This is a genomic window from Qipengyuania sp. B-5 (genome assembly GCF_056857815.1).
The window spans coordinates 40,195-60,149 of record NZ_JBSXNU010000020.1; the positions used below are offsets into that span (position 1 = coordinate 40,195).

Consider the following 19,955-nt stretch of genomic DNA (forward strand, 5'->3'; position numbering starts at 1 on the left):
GAGCAGGTCAAGCGGCTCTCAAAACAGCTATGTTTTGCGCTTTGCCGCCGATGGAATCGAGGTAGTCTGCCCAATCCTGCAGCATTGCACGACGGGGAGCGAGATATTCGGCAGCATTGTATGCCCCGCGAACCTCGTTCTCTTCGCTGTGTGCCAATTGCAGTTCGACCCAGTCTTCATGATATCGGCGGATCCACATCGGTGGATCGCCGACCTCGACCAGCTGTTCATTCGCCCAGGTGCTCGCCAGCCCCCTGAAGCCGTGAACAGTTTGGCGCCCGTGGTAACCGAGCCGATAAAGGCCATAGATCATCGTATTCTCGGAGAGCGGCATCTTGGGCTTCTGGCCTCGAAAGACATATTCGCCTTCGGACTTGCTGATCATATCTTGAGCAAGAGAAGCGGCCTGTCGCGACAATGGTACGATATGCTCGCGGCCCATTTTCATCCGATCAGCGCCAATGCGCCAAACTGGTGAGTCTCCAGCTAGATCTTCAAACTCGTGCTTCTTGGCAAACCGGAGTTCCTTTGTCCGGACCCATGTAAGAAGAGCAAAGGTCAATGCCGCCCGCGTAATTTCGGATCGTCTCTCACCCTCTTCCTGGTACCGCTCCATCTTGATGATGAGTTCGGGTAGCTGTGCCAGAGGCAGCTTCGCCATATGCTTGACCCGAGGACGTGGCTTCAAAGCCCCCCGAAGATGCGCGGTTGGATCGGAATCGCAAAGTCCGCTGGCAATCGCGAACTGGAATACCTGACCAATACATTGCTTGGCCCGTCGACTGATGTCGAGCGCGCCGCGCTCCTCTATCTTCCGAATGACCTTCAGGACTTCTGGTGGAGTTATCTCATGCATCATGAGCTCGCCCAAGACAGGAAGCACGTCCTGCTCCATCCGCGACCACACACGCTTCGCATGGGCGGGATTGAGACTAGTTGCTCTGTTCTCATGCCACATGGTGGCAATCGCCCTGAAGGTCTTAGCCTCTTCGAAGTCCCGACCCGGTTTGTGAACCATCGGGTCCCTGCCTTCGGCCAGCACACCCTTGGCAGCTCTCTTGAGTTCTCTTGCGGCCGCTATTCCGACTTCGGGGTAGGCACCGAAAGAAAGCAGCTTCTCTTTCCCGTGGTACCGGTATTTCAGCCGCCAGAGCTTCGAGCCGTTCTTTTGCACCAGGAGGAATAATCCCTCCCCATCCGCAAGCTTGTATGGACGCTCAGCCGCCTTCGCTTTTTTGATCTGAATCTCACTCAAGGCCATTGGGGGTATCGCTCCTTTTCGCTACCCCCGGAAAATACCCCCAAAATACCCCCACACCAAATCCGGCTTCAAGCGAATGCATGCGCACGCAAGCGGACGCGAATCACTCACATCATTCTGTTTTTATTGAGTTTTACGGATGCATGCGGAAGCAAGCGAACCCATGCGGATTCGAGATTGGTAGCGGAGGAGGGACTTGAACCCCCGACACGCGGATTATGATTCCGCTGCTCTAACCACCTGAGCTACTCCGCCCCGAAAGGCCGTGTCGGCAGGCGGCTTGGCCCGCTCGGCAGGCGGCGCATTTAGGGCGGGAGTGCCCCATGGTCAACAATCATTTCCCGCGAAATGCGAAGCGGCGCAGGAATTCCCACGGACCACCGCGATATACATGCAGAGCCAGGCCGGGAAAGACGAATTCCCTAGGCTCGAAAAGCCCCGAAAGCTGCGCCTGTACCGCCTTGGCTTCCTTCGATGTGACCTTGTTCTGGATAGTGACATGGAGCCTCGGTCGGTGTTGGTCCTGCTGGGTGAGCATACCGCGAAAGTGCTCGGCAATTTCGTCACGCAATTCGAGGAGGTCCGGGCTGGAAAGCTTGATCGCCGTACCGCCACCAAGCGACATCAATCCTTCGACCCGCCCTCGCAGCGGCGGAACTTCTCCCGCCAGGCGAGCAAGATAGCGCCGCAATTCCTCCTCGCACTGCGCAGGAATCGCGTGGAACAGCGTGACATGCGCCTCCAGGTAGTTGCGCTCGGGCGGGAAATACCGGGTGCGCAGGTCGGTGTAGCGGCGATGGAGATCGGACGGCAGTTCCGCCGTCAATATCAGGGGCGCATCGCCTGCGGTCACATTTCCCCGCGCTCGCGGCGCAGCTTGCGCCAGGCGGCAGCGTTGCGGTTGTGCTCTTCCAGAGTCTCGGCAAAGACATGTCCGCCGCTGCCATCGGCAACATAGTACAGCGCCTTGGTTTCGGCCGGATCGAGCACTGCGGCGATACTTTCGCGTCCCGGATTGGTGATCGGACCTACCGGCAGGCCCGCAATGGCGCGGGTGTTATAGGGGTTCTTGTCGCGAAGTTCGGACACGCGGATACGGCGCCCCAGGGGCTTGCCCTTGGTGATCGGGTAGATCGTGGTCGCATCGGCCCCGAGCATCATGCCTATGCGCACGCGGTTGGACAGTGCACCCGCAACCATCCTGCGCTCTTCGGGAACGGCGGTTTCCTTCTCCACGATCGAGGCGAGGATGATCGCTTCTTCGGGTGTTTTCACCACGGCCTTGTTGGTGCGCTTCTCCCACGCTTCCGCGAGGTAGCTGTCCATCGCCGCCTGCATACGGGCGAGCACCTCGGCACGACTCTCGCCCCGCTCGAAGTCGTAGGTGTCCGGCAGGACCGAACCTTCCTCGGGCACCTCCACTTTTCCGGTCAGAAGATCTTCCGCCATAAGCCGTTCCCACACGAGAATCGACGGCAGGCCTTCAGGAACGGTTACGAAACGACGGATGACCTGCCCATGCTGGAAGGTATCGAGAATTTGCGAAGGGCTTGCGCCCGCCGGAATGAGGAACTCGCCAGCCTGGATGGGATCGCCCGAGCCGAGGATCCTGGCGCGCAGCAGGAAGGAATCCGAGGATTCGATCAGGCCTTCGTCGTCGAGCTGGCGGGCCACGGCCGTCAAAGTCGAGCCCGAAGGCACGATGAAGTTTGTGTCTTCCTCGACGTCGGCCGATCCGTACCAGCCGCTGGCAAACCAGATGAGGCCGACCAACCCCAAAAGGACCACGGCCCCCAGCGCGAGGCCGAGTTTCTTCACCTCAGTCGACCTTTTTGACGATCAGCGAGGCGTTGGTCCCGCCGAAACCGAAGCTGTTGTTGAGTGCGGCTTTGACTTCCCGCTTCTTTGCCGTGTGCGGGACGAGGTCGACGCCTTCGGTACCCTCGTCAGGATCGTCGAGATTGAGCGTCGGCGGTACAATTTGGTCGCGAATGGCCAGGATGCAGAAGATCGCTTCCACTGCGCCTGCACCGCCCAGCAGGTGGCCGATGGCCGATTTCGTACTGCTCATCGAGGCGCCGCCCAGATCGTCGCCCAGCACGCGCTTGACCGCGGCGAGTTCGATCGTGTCGGCCATGGTCGAGGTACCGTGGGCATTGACGTAATCGATGTCGCTCGTCTCGAGGCCCGACTTCCTTATGGCCATTTTCATCGCCAATTCCGCACCCTTGCCCTCAGGATGCGGCGCGGTGACGTGGTAGGCGTCACCCGACAGGCCGTACCCGACGACTTCGGCATAGATCTTGGCACCGCGAGCCTTGGCGTGTTCGTATTCCTCAAGCACTACAACGCCTGCACCTTCCCCCATGACGAAACCGTCGCGGTTCTTGTCATAAGGGCGGCTCGCCTTTTCGGGCGCATCGTTCATGCTCATGTTGAGAGCGCGCGCTTGCGCGAAGCCCGCCACGCCCAGCGGATTGATGGTACCTTCGGCGCCGCCTGCCAGCATGATGTCGGCATCGTCGAGTGCGATCATACGGGCGGCGTCCCCGATCGAGTGCGCGCCGGTGGAACAGGCTGTGACGACCGCATGGTTCGGACCCATCAGGCCATATTTAATCGAAACCTGACCGCTGATCAGGTTGATAAGACGTCCGTGAACGAAATGCGGGCTGACCCGGCCAGGCCCACGTTCCTTCAGGACGATCGACTCACTTTCGATACCCGGAAGGCCACCAATGCCCGATCCGATCGAAACGCCTGTACGCTCTTTCGTCGCGTCATCCATTTCCGTTAGGCCCGCATCTTCGAGGGCCTGCCCTGCGGCGTCGATACCGTAGATAATGAAAGGATCGACCTGACGCTGGACCTTATGGTCCACCCGCTTGTCCGGATCGAAACCGAATTCATGGTCCTTTGGCTTCACCTCGCAAGCGATAAGGCACTTCTGGCCCTCGGTATCGAAACGGGTGATCCTGCCCGCCCCGCTCTTGCCCGCAATGAGGTTCGACCACGTGGTTTCGACATCGCCTCCCAAGGGGGTGACGAGGCCAAGTCCGGTAACAACCACACGACGCATGAATTTCTCCATTCAAAAGACAACAGGCCCGGCCCATCATCAGGGTCGGGCCTGTCCGATCCCGTACCTGTCGCACGGGCAATGAAAAGCCGTGGTGCTTAGCCTTTGTGCTCTTCGATATACTTGGTTGCATCGCCGACGGTCGTAATCTTCTCGGCTGCATCGTCGGGGATTTCCACGCCGAATTCTTCCTCGAAGGCCATTACCAGTTCAACGATGTCGAGGCTGTCCGCGCCCAGATCGTCGATAAAGCTGGCTTCCTGGGTGACCTTGTCGGCTTCGACGCCGAGATGCTCGACGACAATCTTCTGCACGCGGTCGGCAGTATCGCTCATTCTATTCCCTCTCATCTTGGGGGTTTCATATTGGCGTTCGCCCTAATCAACGGCGCGGCGCAGCGCAAGGGCAACTCGTCCTCTTCCCCGAACCCATGAACGCATTTGCCCGTTCTACTCAATGTTACCACTTTGAAAAGGAAAGCGAAATCATGGCTACTACAGTATTCAAAAGCCTTACCGACACGACCTTCGATTCAGTCCAGGGCTATCGCCAGGCAGGCGAGAAGGCGGATAATCCACAACTCAAGCAGGCGTTGCATCAGCGCTGCAGCCAGAGGGAAAACACTTTGCGGCAGATGAATGCCGAGCTTGAGCGCCAGGGTGACGATCTGGTGACCAAGGGCACGATGGCCGGCGAAGCGCACCAGATGTGGCAAAGCATCACGTCTGCATTCGAAAACGGCGATGAAGCTGCTTCCAAACGCGTCGAGGAAGGCGAGGATTACATCAAGGGAAAATTTCAGGAAGCCCTCGAAAGCAACCAGCTCGAAGCTCAGGAGCGGGCAGTGGTTGAGCAGGCTTACAATGAGATATGCGAAGATGAGCGCTTCGGCGACTTGATCTCGAAGCAATACGACTGATTTAACGGACAGTCACATGAAGGGCGCGGATATGCTCCGCGCCCTTTTTTGGTTTCAGGCTTCGATCAGCTTTGAGTCTGTCCGTCTCGATCGATGACGGCCTCATTCAGGTCGGCCGGCTCGCCTTTTCCCTTCTGTGCAGTTTCGACTGCTTCACGTGCCGCAGGCGAAAGCTGGATGTTCAGCTCACGCAACTGCTTCGGGCTGACGATCGAGGGCGCGCCCATCATCAGATCCTGCGCGCGCTGGTTCATCGGGAAGGCGATGACTTCACGGATATTCGGCTCGTCGGCCAGCAGCATGACGATCCGGTCGATGCCCGGAGCCGAACCGCCGTGCGGCGGCGCGCCCAGCTTGAACGCTTCGATCATACCCGAGAAGTTTGCGTCGACATCTTCCTTGGAATAGCCGGCGATCTCAAAGGCCTTGTACATGATGTCGGGGCGATGGTTCCGGATCGCACCGGAGCTAAGTTCATAGCCGTTGCAAACGATGTCGTACTGCCAGGCGAGGATATCTAGCGGGTCCCTGGTTTTCAGCGCTTCCATCTCGCCCTGTGGCATCGAGAAGGGATTGTGGCTGAAGTCGATCCGCTTGAGGTCTTCATCGTATTCGAACATCGGGAAGTCGACGATCCAGCAGAACTTGAAGCAGCCCTCCTCGATCAGGCCAAGCTCCTCGGCCACGCGGGTACGAGCGGCACCAGCCAGCTTGGCGGCGTCCTTTTCCTTGCCCGCAGCAAAAAACAGGCCATCGTTTTCACCCAGGCCCAACTCGGCATAGAGTGCTTCCATGCCCTCGGTGCCGTGGTTCTTGGCGATCGGACCGCCGAATTCGCCGCCCTTTCGCGTAACGTAACCGAGGCCAGCAAAGCCTTCGCGGCGCGCCCAGTCGTTCATCTCGTCGAAGAACTTGCGGCTCTTCTCGTGTGTGTTCGGAGCCGGGATGACCCGAACGCGGCCACCGCCGCCGACGATCTTTTCGAACAGGCCGAAACCCGATTTCTCGAAATGCGAGGTGACGTCGCTGATGATTAGCGGATTGCGCAGGTCGGGCTTGTCGGTGCCGTACTTGAGGAGCGCCTCGGCATAGGGAATGCGCGGGAATTCACCGGCGGGCGTCACTGTCTTGCCGCCGGAGAACTCTTCGAACACACCGGCCAGGACGGGCTCGATGGTGTTGAACACGTCTTCCTGCGTCACGAAGCTCATCTCGAAGTCGAGCTGGTAGAATTCCGGGCTGCGATCGGCGCGCAGGTCTTCGTCGCGGAAGCAGGGCGCGATCTGGAAATAACGGTCGAATCCGGCGACCATCAACAGCTGCTTGAACATCTGCGGCGCCTGTGGAAGCGCATAGAAGCGGCCCGGATGTAGACGGCTGGGCACGAGATAGTCGCGCGCGCCCTCGGGGCTGGATGCGCCGAGGATAGGCGTCTGGAACTCGCTGAACCCCTGCGCGATCATGCGCTGGCGCAGACTGGTAATAACCCGGTTGCGCAACATGATATTGGCGTGAACCCGCTCGCGGCGCAGGTCGACGAAGCGATATTTGAGGCGCGTTTCTTCCGGATAGTCTTCGGCCTGGTTAACGATAAGCGGCAGGTCTTCGGCGCGGCTCTGGATTTCGACTTCGCGGGCGAAGACTTCGATTTCGCCGGTGGGCAGGTTCTTGTTGACGGCCACTTCGTCTCGCGCCTTCACCGTACCATCGATGGTCACCACCGATTCCAGTTTCAGCTTTTCGAGCACGGGAAGCGCCGCACTGTCGCTGTCCGCCACGATCTGCGTTATCCCGTAATGGTCGCGCAGGTCGACAAAGAGCACGCCGCCATGGTCGCGCTTATTGTGCACCCAGCCGGAAAGGCGGACTGTGTCGCCAACGTTTTCCTTCGTCAGCTGTGCGCAGTTGTGGGTACGATAGGCGTGCATCTAAAATCTTTCCATTTTCGGAGTTATGCCGCTAGGGCGCAGGCGCCGCGCTCCTTAGCAGGAATCGCGCGCGCTAACAGGGCACCAGCGGGTTTTTGTCAAGGCTCGTGAAAGGTGCGGGAGCGGTACTCCGCTCAAGACAAGAAACGAAACGATGAAAATACACGATCTGATTACCGACACCGATACGCTGGCTGCCCTTTGCGAGCGTCTGGCGAAAAGCGATTTCGTCACCGTCGATACCGAATTCATGCGCGAGAACACCTATTGGCCCGAACTGTGCCTGGTACAGATCGCGAATGAAGAAGAAGCGGCGGCGATCGATCCGCTGGCGGATGGCATTGACTTAAAGCCCCTGTGGGACCTGCTTTGCGAAAACGAGGAAGTCCTGAAGGTCTTCCACGCCGGCGGGCAGGATGTCGAGATCGTCTACAATTTCACCGGCAAGACCCCGCATCCAATCTTCGATACTCAGATCGCGATGATGGCGATCAGCCAGAACGAGCAGATCGGCTATGCCAACCTCGTCGAAAGCTGGCTCGGCATCACGGTCGATAAGGGTGCGCGGTTTACCGACTGGAGCCGCCGCCCGCTGACCGAAAGACAGATCGAATATGCCATCGGCGATGTTACCCACCTTTCGAGCATTTTTCCGAAGATACTGAAAAAGCTGATCAAAACCGGACGCGGCGGCTGGCTCGATGCCGAGATGGAGAAGCTCGCCGATCCGGCAAACTACGCCAACGATGCCGACCAGGCCTGGAAGCGCATCCGTTCGCCAGGGCGCAATCCCACGGTGCTGGGCCGATTGAAGGCTCTGGCCGCCTGGCGCGAAGGGGAGGCGCAGCACAAGAACATCCCGCGTGGCCGTATCATGCGCGATGAGACCCTGGCCGATATCGCCAGCCATCCGCCCAAAAAACAAAGCGATCTCATCAAGGTGCGCGGGCTGTCGAATGCGTGGAAGGACAACGATATCGGCAAACGTCTGATGAAAGTCATCGACAAGGCCGAACCTCTGCCAAAGGAAGAAATGCCCGACAAACCGAAACGAGGGGCACCGCTTGGCAAGGAAGGTGCCCTGGTGGCGGATCTGCTCAAACTGCTGCTCAAGATTCGCGCCCGCGAAATCGATGTCGCGTCCCGCCTCCTCACACGCTCGGATGAGATGGAAGCGCTGGCCGCAGGGGTGCGCAAGCTGCCGATCCTCCAGGGCTGGCGCTACGAAGTGTTCGGCAAAGATGCGCTTGAGCTGGTCGAGGGACGTCTGGCGTTCGCTGTAAAGGACGGAAAACTGCTGATGACCCATGTCGACGATGTCCACGCGGGAATGATGGAAACGGCGCAGGACGAAGTGATCACCGAAGCAGCGGCGGAAGCCGGGTGAGCACCTACCTTCCGACCCTCAAGCAGCTGCAGTATCTCGTCGCGCTACACGAGCATGGCCATTTCGGCCGCGCAGCCGATGCGAGCTTTGTGTCGCAATCCACGCTTTCCGCCGGCATTCGCGAACTGGAATCGCTGCTTGGCGTGACTCTGGTCGAGCGCAGCCGCCGCGTCGTGCGGTTCACTGCACTGGGTAACCAGGTGGTAGAAAAGGCGCACCGCGTATTGCGCGAAACCGAAGAACTTGCCGATCTCGTGCAGGCGGCCGGTAAGCCGCTCGCGGGACAGCTCCGGATGAGCGTAATCCCGACCATCGCCCCCTTCATGCTGCCGCGGTTTCTGCCGCGTCTGCGCCGCGAACGGCCCGATCTTGAGCTGTTTCTGCGCGAAGAAACCAGCCACGATGCGGTCGAATCGCTGCAACACGGGCGGGTCGATTGCGTTCTGCTCGCCCTGCCCTTCCCTACGGGCGAAGTTGACAAGGCACATATCGCCGACGATCCGATCTATGTCGCTTTCCCCAAGGACGATCCGCGCGACCCTCCTGCAATGGTCACGGCGGACATGATCGATGACGGTCGGCTGCTACTGCTGGAAGACGGGCATTGCCTCAAGGACCACGCGCTCGCCGCCTGCAACAGACCGGAATTGCGCGGTTCGACCACTATGATCGGCACCAGCCTGCACACCCTTGTACAGATGGTGGATAATGGGTTGGGTCTGACCATGCTGCCCGAGATGGCTGTGGAAGCTGGAATTTTGAACGGGACGCAGGTTGTCGCACGCCCGCTCAAATCGAAACAGGCGAGCCGCGAGATTGCGCTCATATGGCGCAAGAATTCTCCGCGGCGAGGCGATTTCGAATTACTGGCGGAAGAGCTTCGCGCCGGTTAGGCCGGTTCGGGTTCGGCCCGTGATTTCACAAAGTTATCAAGCTTCCTGTAAGCGAAAAGCGGCACGATAACGCTCAGCGCTATACCCCCCAGCGCGCAAATACCGAGCCAGATCGCCATGGCGGTCCCTCCCGAGGCCCACATGCCGTAAAGTACAGGCGCCGCGAGCACCAGACCACGAACCTCGTTGAAGATCATTGCGACGGCGCCGACCTTCAGCAGCGCAGCTAGAAGCATATGAAGTGAAGCAGTCATGTCTGGTAACATGAACGCATTTGGTTGAGAAAAGGTTCACGGATGCAACCGCGTTGCATCTGCGTGTTGTATCGGTTCACCGATAAAATGAGGCTGCGCGCCTTAATCCATATGCTTGAGGCCGACACGCAGGTAGTCCCAGCCGGTAATCGCGGTCATCACGGCAGCAGCCCACAGTGTGACCAGACCGACCGTATGCGGCACGTTCGCTTCGATCGTCCCGATCATCACATTCCATTGTGGCAAGCCCTGCCCCAGGATCAGCGAGCCTAGCGCCAGAAGCTGGAATGTGGTTTTCCACTTGGCAAGCCGGCTGACGGGCACGGATACTTGCAAGCCTCCGAGAAACTCTCGCAATCCCGATACCGCGATCTCGCGTACCAGAATGATCAATCCCGCAATGACGTGAGCATCGCCCACATAGGGCCCACGTAGGACACCCTGTGCAGCCAGTACGAGGATAACCGCCGCGACCATGATCTTGTCCGCGATGGGATCGAGAAAGATGCCAAGCTTCGAAACTGTACCGCTGGTCCGAGCAAGATAACCATCGAAATAATCGGTAATGCCCATCAGGCAGTAGAGGCCAAAGGCCATCAAATAGCCCGCTTCCCAACCGGGCCACCAAAGCAGAAAGGCCAGCAGGGGGATCGCGACGATACGCGAAAGGGTGAGGATGTTTGGCAATGTCAGCATCTACGCTTGTTCCCCTAACGGCTTTCGCCCTGCCGCAAAAGACGTCAAGCAGGGTTGTCCGCCGCCACATTGTAGCTACCAAGTGTTTCCTTACGGAAGTTTTCCGCCGGGGGTCCATGTTCACAAGTCCGCATTTGCTGCGCACCAGGCGGTTTTTGCCGCTGTTCGTGACGCAGCTCTTCAATGCCTTCAATGACAATCTGTACAAGACCGCCATGGTCCTGTTCGTCGTCTACCAGATCTATGAATCTGAAGAGGCGGAGGGGATGTTTTCCGCTGTCGCCTCGGGCCTGTTCATCCTGCCATTCTTCGTGCTTTCGGCGCTTGCCGGACAACTGGCGGATATGCGCGACAAGGCGGCGATAATACGAAAGGTAAAGGCTTTCGAGATCGTGCTGATGTTGATCGGTGCGGGGGGCCTTTACCTGGCGTGGCGAGGCTACGAGATGCCGGTGTCGATCCCGCTGTACTTTACGACACTCGAGACCACCTTTCCGATCATTCTCATGCTCCTCGCCCTCTTCATGACGGGCATTCAATCGACCTTTCTGGGGCCGATCAAATACGCGATCCTCCCGCAGCATCTCCGCAAGGAAGAGATCCTGGCGGGCACCGGGCTGGTCGAGGCCGGAACCTATCTCGCCATTCTTGCAGGGACTATCCTCGCGGGCTGGATCCCTGTCGAAGTCGCAGCCATTGGCATCATCGTCACATCGGTTGCCGGCTATCTGGTCAGCCGTCAGGTTCCGCCCGCACCACCGCAAGGCGTAATCGAAAAACTCGACTGGCACATTATCCGCGCCTCCATTCGCCTGGTGCGGGACACGATGCACAATCGCGAAGTCTTCTACGCCATTCTAGCCATCAGCTTCTTCTGGACCATCGGTGCAGTACTGTTCATCCAGTTTCCCCCGCTTGCCAAAAACGTGATCATGGCCAGCAAGGAAGTGGCGAGCATCTTTCTCGTGATTTTCTCGATCGGGGTCGCCATCGGTTCTGTCGCAGTCGGCGCGCTTCTGAAAGGCAAGGTTTCGGCACGCTATGCTCCCCAATCGGTAATCGCGATGGGGATGTTCGTCGTCGCCTTCTATGTCGTGTGCAAGATCTGGGAGGCGGACAAGCCTTCCCAATTGCTGAATGTAGCGGGTTTCCTCGGGTGGCCCATGGCAAGCATCATCCTGCTTTGTCTGCTTGGCATCGCCATCGCAGGCGGAATGTTCGTGGTCCCGCTCTACGCCTTCCTGACCACGCGGGTAGCGCCCGATAAGGCGTCACGAACGATCGCCGCGAACAATATCGTCAATTCAGGGGCAATGGTCGGCGGTTCCCTGCTCGCCATGGGCATGAGCGCAGCAGGCGTCCCGATCGTCGAACAGATTCTGATCAGCGCCGGTATGTGTCTGGTTTCAGCCTGGCTAGGTCGCCGCTTGCTCGAGGCAGAGCGCGCTGCGGCGACAGCCGAGCAAATCTAGACGATGAAAGCGAGTACTGCGGCTACCGTCGCGAAATAGGTGGTCGCCACGCCACGAACGTCTTGCGCCGTCAGCTTCCAATCTACGGTCTGTCCGTCCGGCATGTCCGCATAGTGGCGGCGACGGTGGGGAATGCTGGCCCGCATCCAATGGCGGGCCGCTTCGTTCGACAGGACAAGTGCGCGTCTCATGATAGCGGGTTAACGAATTTTTAACCTTAGGTTTCCCGTAAAAATCACGCCGTTCCATTTCGGGACGGTTGGGGCTGCTGCGAGACGGTCACCAAGCTGTTCCACGGAGATTGCACGAGACAGCGAGCGTCGCTAACCGGCTTGTCCATGACCACTCGCCCGACACCCGCTGCCGCCAAGCTCCTCGTCGATTGCCTGATCGAACAGGGTTGTGAACGGATTTTCACCGTCCCCGGAGAAAGCTTTCTCCAGGTGCTCGATGCGCTAGGCCAGCAGGACACCATCGATCTGGTTACCTGCCGTCAGGAAGGCGGAGTCGCCATGATGGCCTGCGCCGACGGAGCGATGACACAGCGACCTGGGGTGGCTTTCGTCACTCGCGGCCCGGGTGCGACCAACGCCAGTATCGGCGTTCACGTCGCCATGCAGGATTCGCAGCCGATGATCCTCTTCGTCGGTGACGTCGACAGCGAGATGCGTGACCGCGAAGGCTTCCAGGAAGTCGATTTCGCCGCCTTCTTCGGCCCCATAGCCAAATGGGCGGCCCGAATCGATTCGGCGGATCGCATACCGGAATATGTCGCTCGCGCTTACGCTACCGCCATTTCCGGGCGTCCGGGTCCCGTGGTGCTGGCCTTGCCTGAAGACATGCTGAGCCGCGAGACCTCGGCGACCCCGCGCCCGCGGGTCGAACGTCCGGCTCAGGCGCCCTGCCCCGATGCCATGCAGGCGGTGATGGCGCTGATCGCCGATGCTGCCTCCCCGATCGCTATTGTCGGCGGCGCAGGCTGGAACGCCAAGGCGCGGGAATACTTCCAGCTTTTCGCCGAACGGCTCGGAATTCCGGTGGCAACTGCATTCCGCAGGCAAGACGCGATTTCTCCTTCGAGCAGCATCTATGCGGGTAACCTGGGCTATGGCCCCAATCCCAAGCTCGTCGATCGCGTAAAAGGCGCCGATCTTGTCCTCGCCGTCGGAGCGCGGCTCGGCGAGGCGACTACCGATGGCTATACGGTTCCCCCACTGGTCGCCGAGGATCGCAAGCTGATCCACGTCCACCCCGATCCGAACGAACTCAACAGCGTCTATCCGGCCGATCTCGCAATCTGTGCCGAGATGGACGAATTCGCGGAAAGCGCCGCGTTGTGGGACGACGGCGATGCCATCGACTTCGACGCTGGCGCCGATGCACACGCAGAGTGGAACGCCTGGGCCACGGCCCAGCCGACCGACTACTTACTGGACATGGGCCAGTGCGTGCAATTCATGCGGGATACCCTGCCCACCGATACGATCATCTGCAACGGCGCGGGAAATTTCGCTGGGTGGTGGCATCGGTATTGGCGCTACGAAGGCTTTCCATCCCAGCTTGCACCAACCTGCGGGGCCATGGGTTATGGTGTACCTGCCGCAGTTGCTGCAGCCCTGCGTTATCCGCAACGGACGGTAGTTACAGTTGCGGGCGATGGCGACTTCCTCATGAACGGTCAGGAACTCGCCACCGCCGTACAGCATGACGCGAACCTCATCGTCATCGTTGTCGACAATTCCGCCTACGGCACGATCCGCATGCATCAGGAACGTGAATTCCCGGGCGAAGATCGCATCAGCGGAACGAGGCTGGCGAATCCGGACTTCGCTGCCCTCGCTTCGGCCTATGGCGGATGGTCGGCGACAGCTGCGACCACCCAGGAATTCAAGGAGGCACTGGGGGCTGCAAAGGGGCGAACGGGTCTGCGCCTGATCCATTGCAAGATAGAGATCGAACAACTCGCCGCCAGCGGTGCCACCGTAAGCGGGTTGCGCAGCCGCTAGAAAAGCCCAAGAGCCGGCCCTCTGAAAAGGAGACGGCCCTTCTTCGCTATGAGCGTCAGATACCGGCCATCCCGCAGATTATCGACCACTCTTCGGGTTGGATTTCCGCCACCGAAAGGCGCGACAGCTTGACCAGTTCGCACTCGGCCAGCTTCGGTTCCGCCTTGATCTGCTTGAGCGTGACAGGATGCGGGAGTTTCGTCTTTGGTATAACCTTGACCGCCGCCCATTTTCCTTCCGGATCGGTGGGATCGGTAATCCCCGCCACACTGACCTCGCAAATACCGACGATTTCCAGTCCTTCGCGCGAGTGGTAGAAGAATGCCTGATCGCCTACTTCCATCGCGGCGAGGTTGTTCTTCGCGCGGTGATTGCGCACACCGTCCCAAGTACCTTCCTTTTCCGCGACGAGATCGTCCCAGCTATATTTGAAGGGTTCGGATTTCAGCAGCCAGTAACGGGCCATCTTCTCGGTACTCCTGTCGGTCTCGGTAATTTGTGATCCGCGTAGCGAGCATGAGGCGCGCTGACCAGAGGACGGTCATTCGCGGCACAAGCAGTTAACCGCTTTTTAGCTTCGCGAGGATACGCATGCCCGGACGAACAAATTCGGGGGTTCCTTTGTCTCGAATGCCAGAGCTTGATGAATCCCCGGTTTCGCCGGTCGCAGGCGGCGACTCATCGGGAATGCGTCACGATCTGGTTACGCTCGGTATCGCTTTTGCCGCCATCGTGCTTTTCGTAATAGTGGCCGGCTCGGTAGTGCCCACGGCAATAGGTTCCGTGCAGGGAGACGCAGTTGCTCCGGACGTTCTCCTCACGAATGCCTTGTTGCTGAACATTGCGCTCATCCTCCTGGGATGGAACCGCTACAAAGCGCTGACCAGCAAGCTGGAGACACATCGCAGATCGGAAGCTGAAGCGCGTCGGCTTGCAGATTTCGACGATCTCACCGGCTGCCTCAATCGGCGCAGCTTCGCAGCACGGCTTGAAGGAATTCTCAGAAACGACAGTGGCAAGCGGGACGATGCGCTTGCCGCAATCGCGATCGATCTGGACAATTTCAAACAGGTGAACGACCTGAACGGGCACGCGGCAGGTGACCTGGTTCTGCGCACCGCATGCGACCGGATACGCCAGGTGCTGCCCGAAGATGCAACGCTGGCTCGCCTCGGCGGCGACGAATTCGTTTGTGCCGTTCCTTATAGCCTTCGCTCTCCAGAGCGGATCGAATGGCTGGCAGCGCGGATGATCGAGCAAGTTTCGAAACCCGTCATCCATGATGGCATCTCGATCGATGTCACCATTTCCATCGGTCTCGCCAGCTCCGCCCATCTTTCCAGCGATGGTCGGGAAACACCTGCACAAGGTCTGATGCACAAGGCGGATATAGCCATGTATCATGCCAAGAAGCAGGGTAAGAACTGCTTCTACTGGTTCGAACCGCCGATGGAAAACGAACTGCGCTTCCGCAGCGAGCTGGAGGCCGGAATTCGCCGGGGCATCGAAAACGGGGAATTCGTACCCTATTACGAGCAACAGGTCGATCTCGACAGCGGCGAACTGGTCGGCTTTGAAATGCTGGCTCGATGGGAGTCCCCGGTAATGGGCCTCATCGGCCCCGAGATCTTCATCCCCATCGCCGAGGAAATCGGTGTAATCGCGGAGCTTTCGGAAAAACTGATTGCTCGCGCATTTACCGATGCGCTTCGCTGGGATCCGCGGATCACGCTCTCGGTCAACATCTCGCCGGTCCAGATGCGCGACCCCTGGTTCGCCCAGAAAATACTCAAGATGCTGGTCGAACACAGGTTCCCGGCCCACCGACTGGACATCGAGATCACCGAAACCTGTCTGCACGAGAATATCGGCATGGTCCGATCGATGATTACCTCGCTGCGCAATCAGGGCGTCCGGGTTAGCCTGGATGACTTTGGAACAGGGTATTCGAGCCTCTCCCAGCTACGCAGCCTTCCGTTCGATCAATTGAAGATCGATCGCAGTTTCATCAGCGAATTGAAGAATGGCGACCAGAGCGCCAAGCTGGTCGATGCGATCGTTTCGATGAGCGATGGTCTCAAGTTGCCGATCACGGCAGAGGGGATCGAGAACGAGAACGTAGTCAATGCGCTAAGGCGCTGGGGTCAGATGAAGGGTCAGGGCTATCACTATGGACGCCCCGAACCCGCCGAAAAGGTCCTCGACCGTCTGGCAGCGTGCGGGAGATTGGGACAAGATCCCGATGCAAGAGTACTGGACATTACCAAGGCAACTCCGAAGGCTGACCTGGACAAGACAGCCGACGGCGGCCAGCGCGCCGTCTGATACGACACTGGACGCTATGCCCCGCAGACCCTAGATGCGCGGTCCTGATGCGCGTTCCTTTTATCAAGATGCACGGACTTGGAAACGACTTCGTCGTGCTGGATGCGCGTGAAAACGCCCTGCCAGCGCTCGAAAGGCAGCGCGTTTTCGCAATCGCAGACCGGTATACCGGGATCGGCTGCGACCAGCTTATCCTGTTGGAACAGAGCGAAACCGCCGATTTCCGGATGCGTATATTCAATGCCGACGGCGGTGAAGTGGGTGCCTGCGGCAATGCCACGCGCGCAGTTGCCTTGCTTCATGGAAAAGAGGCGCGGATCGAAACATCCGGCGGAATGCTCATCGCCTCGCCGGCGAGCGGCGGCGCAAGCGTCGATATGGGAACACCGCACTTCGAATGGGACGCGATCCCGCTTGGCTATGCGATGGACACCCTCTCCATGCCGGTCGGGTGGGAAATGCTCGATAACCCCGGCGCCGTGAATGTCGGCAATCCGCATGTCATCTTCTTCGTCGAGGATACCGACGCCATACCTCTCGACCGTTTGGGTTCGGAGATCGAAAACGATCCGCTTTTCCCGGAGCGCGTAAACGTGAATGTCGCCACGGTGGAAAGTCGCAGGCGTATCCGGTTGCGTGTGTGGGAACGCGGCGCGGGGCTGACCCGCGCCTGCGGCACGGGCGCCTGTGCCACGGCGGTCCACGCCATGCGGCGCAAGCTGGTCGACAGCCCGGTGACGGTCGCCCTGCCCGGCGGTGAACTGGTGATTGAGTGGCAGGAAGGCGGTCCGATCCTGATGACCGGCCCTGCCGCCGAAAGCTTTCGCGGAAGCTTCGAGTGGGATGATTACGCGTGAACGCGCCCCAAGTCGTCTCATTGGGTTGCCGGCTCAACCTCTCGGAAAGCGAAAGAATTCGCGCGATGCTGGCGGGCGAGGACAATCTCGTCGTAATCAACAGCTGCGCGGTCACCAGCGAAGCGGTGCGCCAGACGCGGCAGGCGATCCGCAAGGCGCGCAAGGCCAACCCCGACGCTCGCCTGCTGGTGACCGGCTGCGCCGCCGAGATCGAGCGCGATCAGCTATCGGCCATGCCCGAAGTCGACGGACTTATCGGCAACGAAACCAAGCTCGATCCACGCAGCTGGAACGTAGCGTCGAGCGCCCCGCCCGTCCCCGCCCTGCACACCCGCGCCTTCGTCGCCGTCCAGAACGGCTGCGACCACGCCTGTACTTTCTGTGTCATTCCCCAGGGCCGCGGGGCCAGCCGTTCCTTGTCGGTCGCCCAAGTCTTGCGCGAGGTCGAAACACATCTCGATGCCGGTGCCGCCGAGGTGGTTCTGACCGGCGTCGATGTAACCTCATGGGGCCAGGATTTGCCGGGACAGCCCGGACTGGGATCGCTGGTGCAGGCGGTGCTGGATGCCTTTCCCGCCCTTACCCGCATCCGCATGTCGTCGATCGATGGGATCGAGGTGGATGAGCAATTGTTCGAACTGTTCGCCGCAGAACCCCGCGTCATGCCGCATATCCACCTTTCGCTCCAGCACGGACATGACCTGATCCTCAAGAGGATGAAGCGCCGTCATTTGCGATCCAATGCGGTGAATCTCGTGACCCGGCTCAAGGACCGGCGGCCCGAAATTGCGGTGGGAGCCGACCTGATCGCCGGTTTCCCGACCGAAACCGAGCTTCATCACGAAGCAAATCTCTCGATCGTCCGTGAACTCGACATAGTCCACGGCCATATCTTTCCCTATTCACCGCGACCGGAAACCCCGGCTGCACGCATGCCGCAAGTCGAACGCTCCGAGATCAAGCGGCGCGCCGCCGAGTTGCGGGCAGAGGTCGCAACGGTGCGCGGCCACTGGCTGGCGACGCTCGTCGATAAGCCCCTGTCAGTCCTCGCCGAAAGCGACGGAACCGGCTATTCGCCAGAATTCGCCCGCGTGAGACTGCCCGAAGGCATCGCCCGCGGCACCATCGTAACCGTTACGCCGAAGACACTCGAGGACGCACTCCTGTCATGAGCAAACCCAGCTGGACCGAACGCCTGTTCGGCGGCTTCAAGAAGACTAGCGAGCGGCTGACCGAAAACCTCACCGAGGCGGTCAGCAAGGCCAAGCTGGACGATGCGACGCTCGATGATGTCGAGGATGCGCTGATCATGTCCGACCTCGGTCCCAGCGCCGCATCGCGTATCCGCGCCCGGCTGAAGGAAAAACGTTTCGGTCTCGAAATCAGCGCGCAGGAATTGAAGGAAGCGGTGGCAGAGGAAATCGCCGCCATCCTGCGACCCGTGGCGAAACCGCTGGAGATTACCGCATTCCCGCGTCCACAAGTGCTATTGGTGATCGGCGTTAATGGCAGCGGCAAGACCACTACCATCGCCAAGCTGGCGCATCTCTTCGTCGAGGACGATTACAACGTAATGCTGGCGGCCGGCGACACCTTCCGCGCCGCCGCCATTGGCCAGCTTCAGACCTGGGCGGACCGCGTGGGCGTGCCGCTCGTTCGCGGGGCAGAGGGTGGTGATCCGGCCAGCATCGTCTTCGATGCGGTCAAGAAAGGAACGGCGGAAGGCACCGACGTGCTGATCGTCGACACGGCCGGTCGCCTGCAGAACAAACGCGAGTTGATGGACGAGCTGGCCAAGATCCGAAAGGTCCTCGGCCGGCTCAATCCCGAAGCGCCGCACGACGTGGTGCTCGTACTCGATGCGACGAACGGCCAGAACGCGCTGTCACAGATCGACGTATTCAAGGAGGTGGCAGGCGTGACGGGCCTGGTCATGACCAAGCTCGACGGCACCGCCCGCGGCGGCGTGCTTGTGCAGGCAGCCGAACAATACGGCCTGCCGATCCACGCCATCGGTGTGGGCGAAAAGATCGACGATTTGCGGCCATTCGATCCGGATCTGGTGGCGCGCGTGATTGCAGGGGTGGCGAAATGAGCGAGACAACTCCCAAGAAACCCACCGGCTGGCTGCACACGCTGGTCGACTATGGCCCGCTGCTGGTCTTTCTCGGCGTCTACAAGCTCTACCAGCCGCCCGAGACATCGACTTTCGGCGAAATCGCCGCAGTAATCTACGGCACGATAGCCTTCATGGTCGCTGCGATGGTGGCGCTGGTATTCAGCAAGTGGAAATTCGGCAAGGTGAGCCCGATGCTGATCCTTTCGACCACGCTGATCGTCGGTTTCGGCGCGCTGACGATATGGCTGCGGGACGAGCGCTTCATCCAGTTCAAGCCGACCGCGATCTACCTGCTGTTCGGAGCAGTCCTGATCGTCGGGTGGTTGCGCAATCGCGCATGGTTGCAAGTTCTGTTGGAAGCCGCCTTCGAGGGCGTGACGCACCAGGGCTGGCTCAAGCTTTCGCGCAACTGGGGTTTTTTCTTCTTCGCGCTCGCCGCGCTCAATGAAGTGCTGGTGCGCACTATGAGCTTCGAAAGCTGGCTCTGGGCCAAGCTGTGGGTCTTCCTGCCACTGACTTTCCTCTTCACCTTCACGCAAATACCCATGCTGCTGAAACACGGACTGTCACTGGAAGATACGGATGAAGTGCTCAAGGACGAGCCGCCGACTGGCTAAGAGCTAGGCCGTAAACTCATAAACTGACTTGCGCGGCGCGGGCGCGGTTGATTCAAGGCTTCGGGAAGGAGCTTTGGATGACGCGTCGTAGATTTGAACTGACCGATGATGAGTGGCTGGTGATCGAGCCGTTGTTGCCGAA

20 protein-coding genes and 1 tRNA gene are annotated in these 19,955 nt (G+C 59.6%); 10 read left to right on the forward strand and 11 right to left on the reverse strand.

Features of this window, described 5'->3' with window-relative positions; all coding sequences use genetic code 11:
* Window positions 1–7: 7 nt before the first annotated feature.
* The 6 genes from AC13CE_RS01410 to AC13CE_RS01435 form a co-directional block, all read right to left on the reverse strand.
* Complete coding sequence (locus tag AC13CE_RS01410; RefSeq protein WP_482971234.1) at window positions 8–1,261, reverse strand: tyrosine-type recombinase/integrase; 1,254 nt, start codon at window positions 1,259–1,261, stop codon at window positions 8–10.
* A 178-nt stretch (window positions 1,262–1,439) separates the two neighbouring features.
* Window positions 1,440–1,516: transfer RNA gene (locus AC13CE_RS01415), tRNA-Met, on the reverse strand.
* Between the two features lie 79 nt (window positions 1,517–1,595).
* Window positions 1,596–2,114 carry a 2'-5' RNA ligase family protein gene (locus AC13CE_RS01420; protein WP_482971235.1) on the reverse strand — a complete coding sequence of 173 codons (519 nt, stop codon included), beginning with the start codon at window positions 2,112–2,114 and terminating at the stop codon, window positions 1,596–1,598.
* A complete protein-coding gene (gene mltG / locus AC13CE_RS01425) occupies window positions 2,111–3,079 on the reverse strand; it encodes an endolytic transglycosylase MltG (RefSeq protein ID WP_482971236.1) in 969 nt (322 codons plus the stop codon). Before mltG ends, AC13CE_RS01420 begins: the two co-directional genes overlap by 4 nt.
* A 1-nt stretch (window position 3,080) precedes the next feature.
* Complete coding sequence (gene fabF, locus AC13CE_RS01430; protein ID WP_482971237.1) at window positions 3,081–4,340, reverse strand: beta-ketoacyl-ACP synthase II; 1,260 nt, start codon at window positions 4,338–4,340, stop codon at window positions 3,081–3,083.
* A gap of 98 nt (window positions 4,341–4,438) precedes the next feature.
* The gene (locus tag AC13CE_RS01435) at window positions 4,439–4,675 is read right to left on the reverse strand and encodes an acyl carrier protein (RefSeq protein WP_006834437.1); all 237 of its coding nucleotides are present in this window, start codon (window positions 4,673–4,675) and stop codon (window positions 4,439–4,441) included.
* Between the two features lie 95 nt (window positions 4,676–4,770).
* On the opposite strand from AC13CE_RS01435, the gene AC13CE_RS01440 reads away from it, so the two are divergent.
* Window positions 4,771–5,259 (forward strand): ferritin-like domain-containing protein, encoded by a 489-nt coding sequence (locus AC13CE_RS01440; RefSeq protein WP_482971238.1) that lies wholly within the window; start codon window positions 4,771–4,773, stop codon window positions 5,257–5,259.
* A gap of 65 nt (window positions 5,260–5,324) precedes the next feature.
* On the opposite strand, the gene aspS is transcribed toward AC13CE_RS01440, so the two are convergent.
* On the reverse strand, window positions 5,325–7,187 hold the full coding sequence (gene aspS, locus AC13CE_RS01445) for an aspartate--tRNA ligase (protein ID WP_482971239.1): 1,863 nt from the start codon (window positions 7,185–7,187) through the stop codon (window positions 5,325–5,327).
* 154 nt (window positions 7,188–7,341) lie between these two features.
* On the opposite strand from aspS, the gene rnd reads away from it, so the two are divergent.
* Window positions 7,342–8,574 (forward strand): ribonuclease D, encoded by a 1,233-nt coding sequence (gene rnd / locus AC13CE_RS01450; protein ID WP_473820392.1) that lies wholly within the window; start codon window positions 7,342–7,344, stop codon window positions 8,572–8,574.
* Window positions 8,571–9,467 carry a LysR substrate-binding domain-containing protein gene (locus tag AC13CE_RS01455; RefSeq protein WP_473820391.1) on the forward strand — a complete coding sequence of 299 codons (897 nt, stop codon included), beginning with the start codon at window positions 8,571–8,573 and terminating at the stop codon, window positions 9,465–9,467. The genes rnd and AC13CE_RS01455 overlap by 4 nt, the downstream gene beginning before the upstream one ends.
* Here AC13CE_RS01455 and AC13CE_RS01460 read toward each other — a convergent pair.
* The gene (locus AC13CE_RS01460; protein ID WP_221540161.1) at window positions 9,464–9,721 is read right to left on the reverse strand and encodes a hypothetical protein; all 258 of its coding nucleotides are present in this window, start codon (window positions 9,719–9,721) and stop codon (window positions 9,464–9,466) included. The two genes, AC13CE_RS01455 and AC13CE_RS01460, sit on opposite strands and share 4 nt — an antisense overlap.
* 102 nt (window positions 9,722–9,823) lie before the next feature.
* Entirely contained in the window at window positions 9,824–10,417 is a 594-nt protein-coding gene (pgsA, locus tag AC13CE_RS01465; RefSeq protein ID WP_221540164.1) for a CDP-diacylglycerol--glycerol-3-phosphate 3-phosphatidyltransferase, read from the reverse strand.
* Between the two features lie 116 nt (window positions 10,418–10,533).
* On the opposite strand from pgsA, the gene AC13CE_RS01470 reads away from it, so the two are divergent.
* On the forward strand, window positions 10,534–11,889 hold the full coding sequence (locus AC13CE_RS01470; protein ID WP_482971240.1) for an MFS transporter: 1,356 nt from the start codon (window positions 10,534–10,536) through the stop codon (window positions 11,887–11,889).
* Here AC13CE_RS01470 and AC13CE_RS01475 read toward each other — a convergent pair.
* Window positions 11,886–12,080, reverse strand: coding sequence for a hypothetical protein (locus AC13CE_RS01475; protein WP_482971241.1), 195 nt, complete (start codon window positions 12,078–12,080; stop codon window positions 11,886–11,888). The two genes, AC13CE_RS01470 and AC13CE_RS01475, sit on opposite strands and share 4 nt — an antisense overlap.
* A 147-nt stretch (window positions 12,081–12,227) precedes the next feature.
* Here AC13CE_RS01475 and AC13CE_RS01480 point away from each other — a divergent pair, with 147 nt between their 5' ends.
* Window positions 12,228–13,895 (forward strand): thiamine pyrophosphate-binding protein, encoded by a 1,668-nt coding sequence (locus tag AC13CE_RS01480; protein WP_482971242.1) that lies wholly within the window; start codon window positions 12,228–12,230, stop codon window positions 13,893–13,895.
* A gap of 55 nt (window positions 13,896–13,950) precedes the next feature.
* On the opposite strand, the gene AC13CE_RS01485 is transcribed toward AC13CE_RS01480, so the two are convergent.
* The gene (locus tag AC13CE_RS01485) at window positions 13,951–14,361 is read right to left on the reverse strand and encodes an EVE domain-containing protein (protein WP_482971243.1); all 411 of its coding nucleotides are present in this window, start codon (window positions 14,359–14,361) and stop codon (window positions 13,951–13,953) included.
* Between the two features lie 164 nt (window positions 14,362–14,525).
* On the opposite strand from AC13CE_RS01485, the gene AC13CE_RS01490 reads away from it, so the two are divergent.
* From AC13CE_RS01490 to AC13CE_RS01510, 5 genes are read left to right on the forward strand one after another with little or no spacing between them, the layout of a single operon-like run.
* Window positions 14,526–16,220, forward strand: coding sequence for a putative bifunctional diguanylate cyclase/phosphodiesterase (locus AC13CE_RS01490; RefSeq protein ID WP_482971244.1), 1,695 nt, complete (start codon window positions 14,526–14,528; stop codon window positions 16,218–16,220).
* A gap of 47 nt (window positions 16,221–16,267) precedes the next feature.
* Window positions 16,268–17,077: a diaminopimelate epimerase gene (dapF, locus tag AC13CE_RS01495; protein ID WP_482971245.1), complete on the forward strand. Its 810-nt coding sequence runs from the start codon at window positions 16,268–16,270 to the stop codon at window positions 17,075–17,077.
* Window positions 17,074–18,249 (forward strand): MiaB/RimO family radical SAM methylthiotransferase, encoded by a 1,176-nt coding sequence (locus AC13CE_RS01500; RefSeq protein WP_482971246.1) that lies wholly within the window; start codon window positions 17,074–17,076, stop codon window positions 18,247–18,249. Before dapF ends, AC13CE_RS01500 begins: the two co-directional genes overlap by 4 nt.
* Complete coding sequence (ftsY, locus tag AC13CE_RS01505) at window positions 18,246–19,172, forward strand: signal recognition particle-docking protein FtsY (RefSeq protein ID WP_482971247.1); 927 nt, start codon at window positions 18,246–18,248, stop codon at window positions 19,170–19,172. The genes AC13CE_RS01500 and ftsY overlap by 4 nt, the downstream gene beginning before the upstream one ends.
* On the forward strand, window positions 19,169–19,813 hold the full coding sequence (locus AC13CE_RS01510; protein WP_482971248.1) for an inner membrane-spanning protein YciB: 645 nt from the start codon (window positions 19,169–19,171) through the stop codon (window positions 19,811–19,813). Before ftsY ends, AC13CE_RS01510 begins: the two co-directional genes overlap by 4 nt.
* Window positions 19,814–19,955: the final 142 nt, after the last annotated feature.

Excerpts from the sequence above, each read along its gene's own strand:
- AC13CE_RS01410 (WP_482971234.1), bottom strand. The coding sequence starts at position 1,261 with ATGGCCTTGAGTGAGATTCAGATCAAAAAAGCGAAGGCGGCTGAGCGT.
- fabF (WP_482971237.1), bottom strand. The coding sequence starts at position 4,340 with ATGCGTCGTGTGGTTGTTACCGGACTTGGCCTCGTCACCCCCTTGGGA.
- AC13CE_RS01435 (WP_006834437.1), bottom strand. The coding sequence starts at position 4,675 with ATGAGCGATACTGCCGACCGCGTGCAGAAGATTGTCGTCGAGCATCTC.
- AC13CE_RS01440 (WP_482971238.1), top strand. The coding sequence starts at position 4,771 with ATGAACGCATTTGCCCGTTCTACTCAATGTTACCACTTTGAAAAGGAA.
- aspS (WP_482971239.1), bottom strand. The coding sequence starts at position 7,187 with ATGCACGCCTATCGTACCCACAACTGCGCACAGCTGACGAAGGAAAAC.
- rnd (WP_473820392.1), top strand. The coding sequence starts at position 7,342 with ATGAAAATACACGATCTGATTACCGACACCGATACGCTGGCTGCCCTT.
- AC13CE_RS01460 (WP_221540161.1), bottom strand. The coding sequence starts at position 9,721 with ATGACTGCTTCACTTCATATGCTTCTAGCTGCGCTGCTGAAGGTCGGC.
- pgsA (WP_221540164.1), bottom strand. The coding sequence starts at position 10,417 with ATGCTGACATTGCCAAACATCCTCACCCTTTCGCGTATCGTCGCGATC.
- AC13CE_RS01470 (WP_482971240.1), top strand. The coding sequence starts at position 10,534 with ATGTTCACAAGTCCGCATTTGCTGCGCACCAGGCGGTTTTTGCCGCTG.
- AC13CE_RS01475 (WP_482971241.1), bottom strand. The coding sequence starts at position 12,080 with ATGAGACGCGCACTTGTCCTGTCGAACGAAGCGGCCCGCCATTGGATG.
- AC13CE_RS01480 (WP_482971242.1), top strand. The coding sequence starts at position 12,228 with ATGACCACTCGCCCGACACCCGCTGCCGCCAAGCTCCTCGTCGATTGC.
- AC13CE_RS01485 (WP_482971243.1), bottom strand. The coding sequence starts at position 14,361 with ATGGCCCGTTACTGGCTGCTGAAATCCGAACCCTTCAAATATAGCTGG.
- AC13CE_RS01490 (WP_482971244.1), top strand. The coding sequence starts at position 14,526 with ATGCCAGAGCTTGATGAATCCCCGGTTTCGCCGGTCGCAGGCGGCGAC.
- dapF (WP_482971245.1), top strand. The coding sequence starts at position 16,268 with ATGCGCGTTCCTTTTATCAAGATGCACGGACTTGGAAACGACTTCGTC.
- ftsY (WP_482971247.1), top strand. The coding sequence starts at position 18,246 with ATGAGCAAACCCAGCTGGACCGAACGCCTGTTCGGCGGCTTCAAGAAG.
- AC13CE_RS01510 (WP_482971248.1), top strand. The coding sequence starts at position 19,169 with ATGAGCGAGACAACTCCCAAGAAACCCACCGGCTGGCTGCACACGCTG.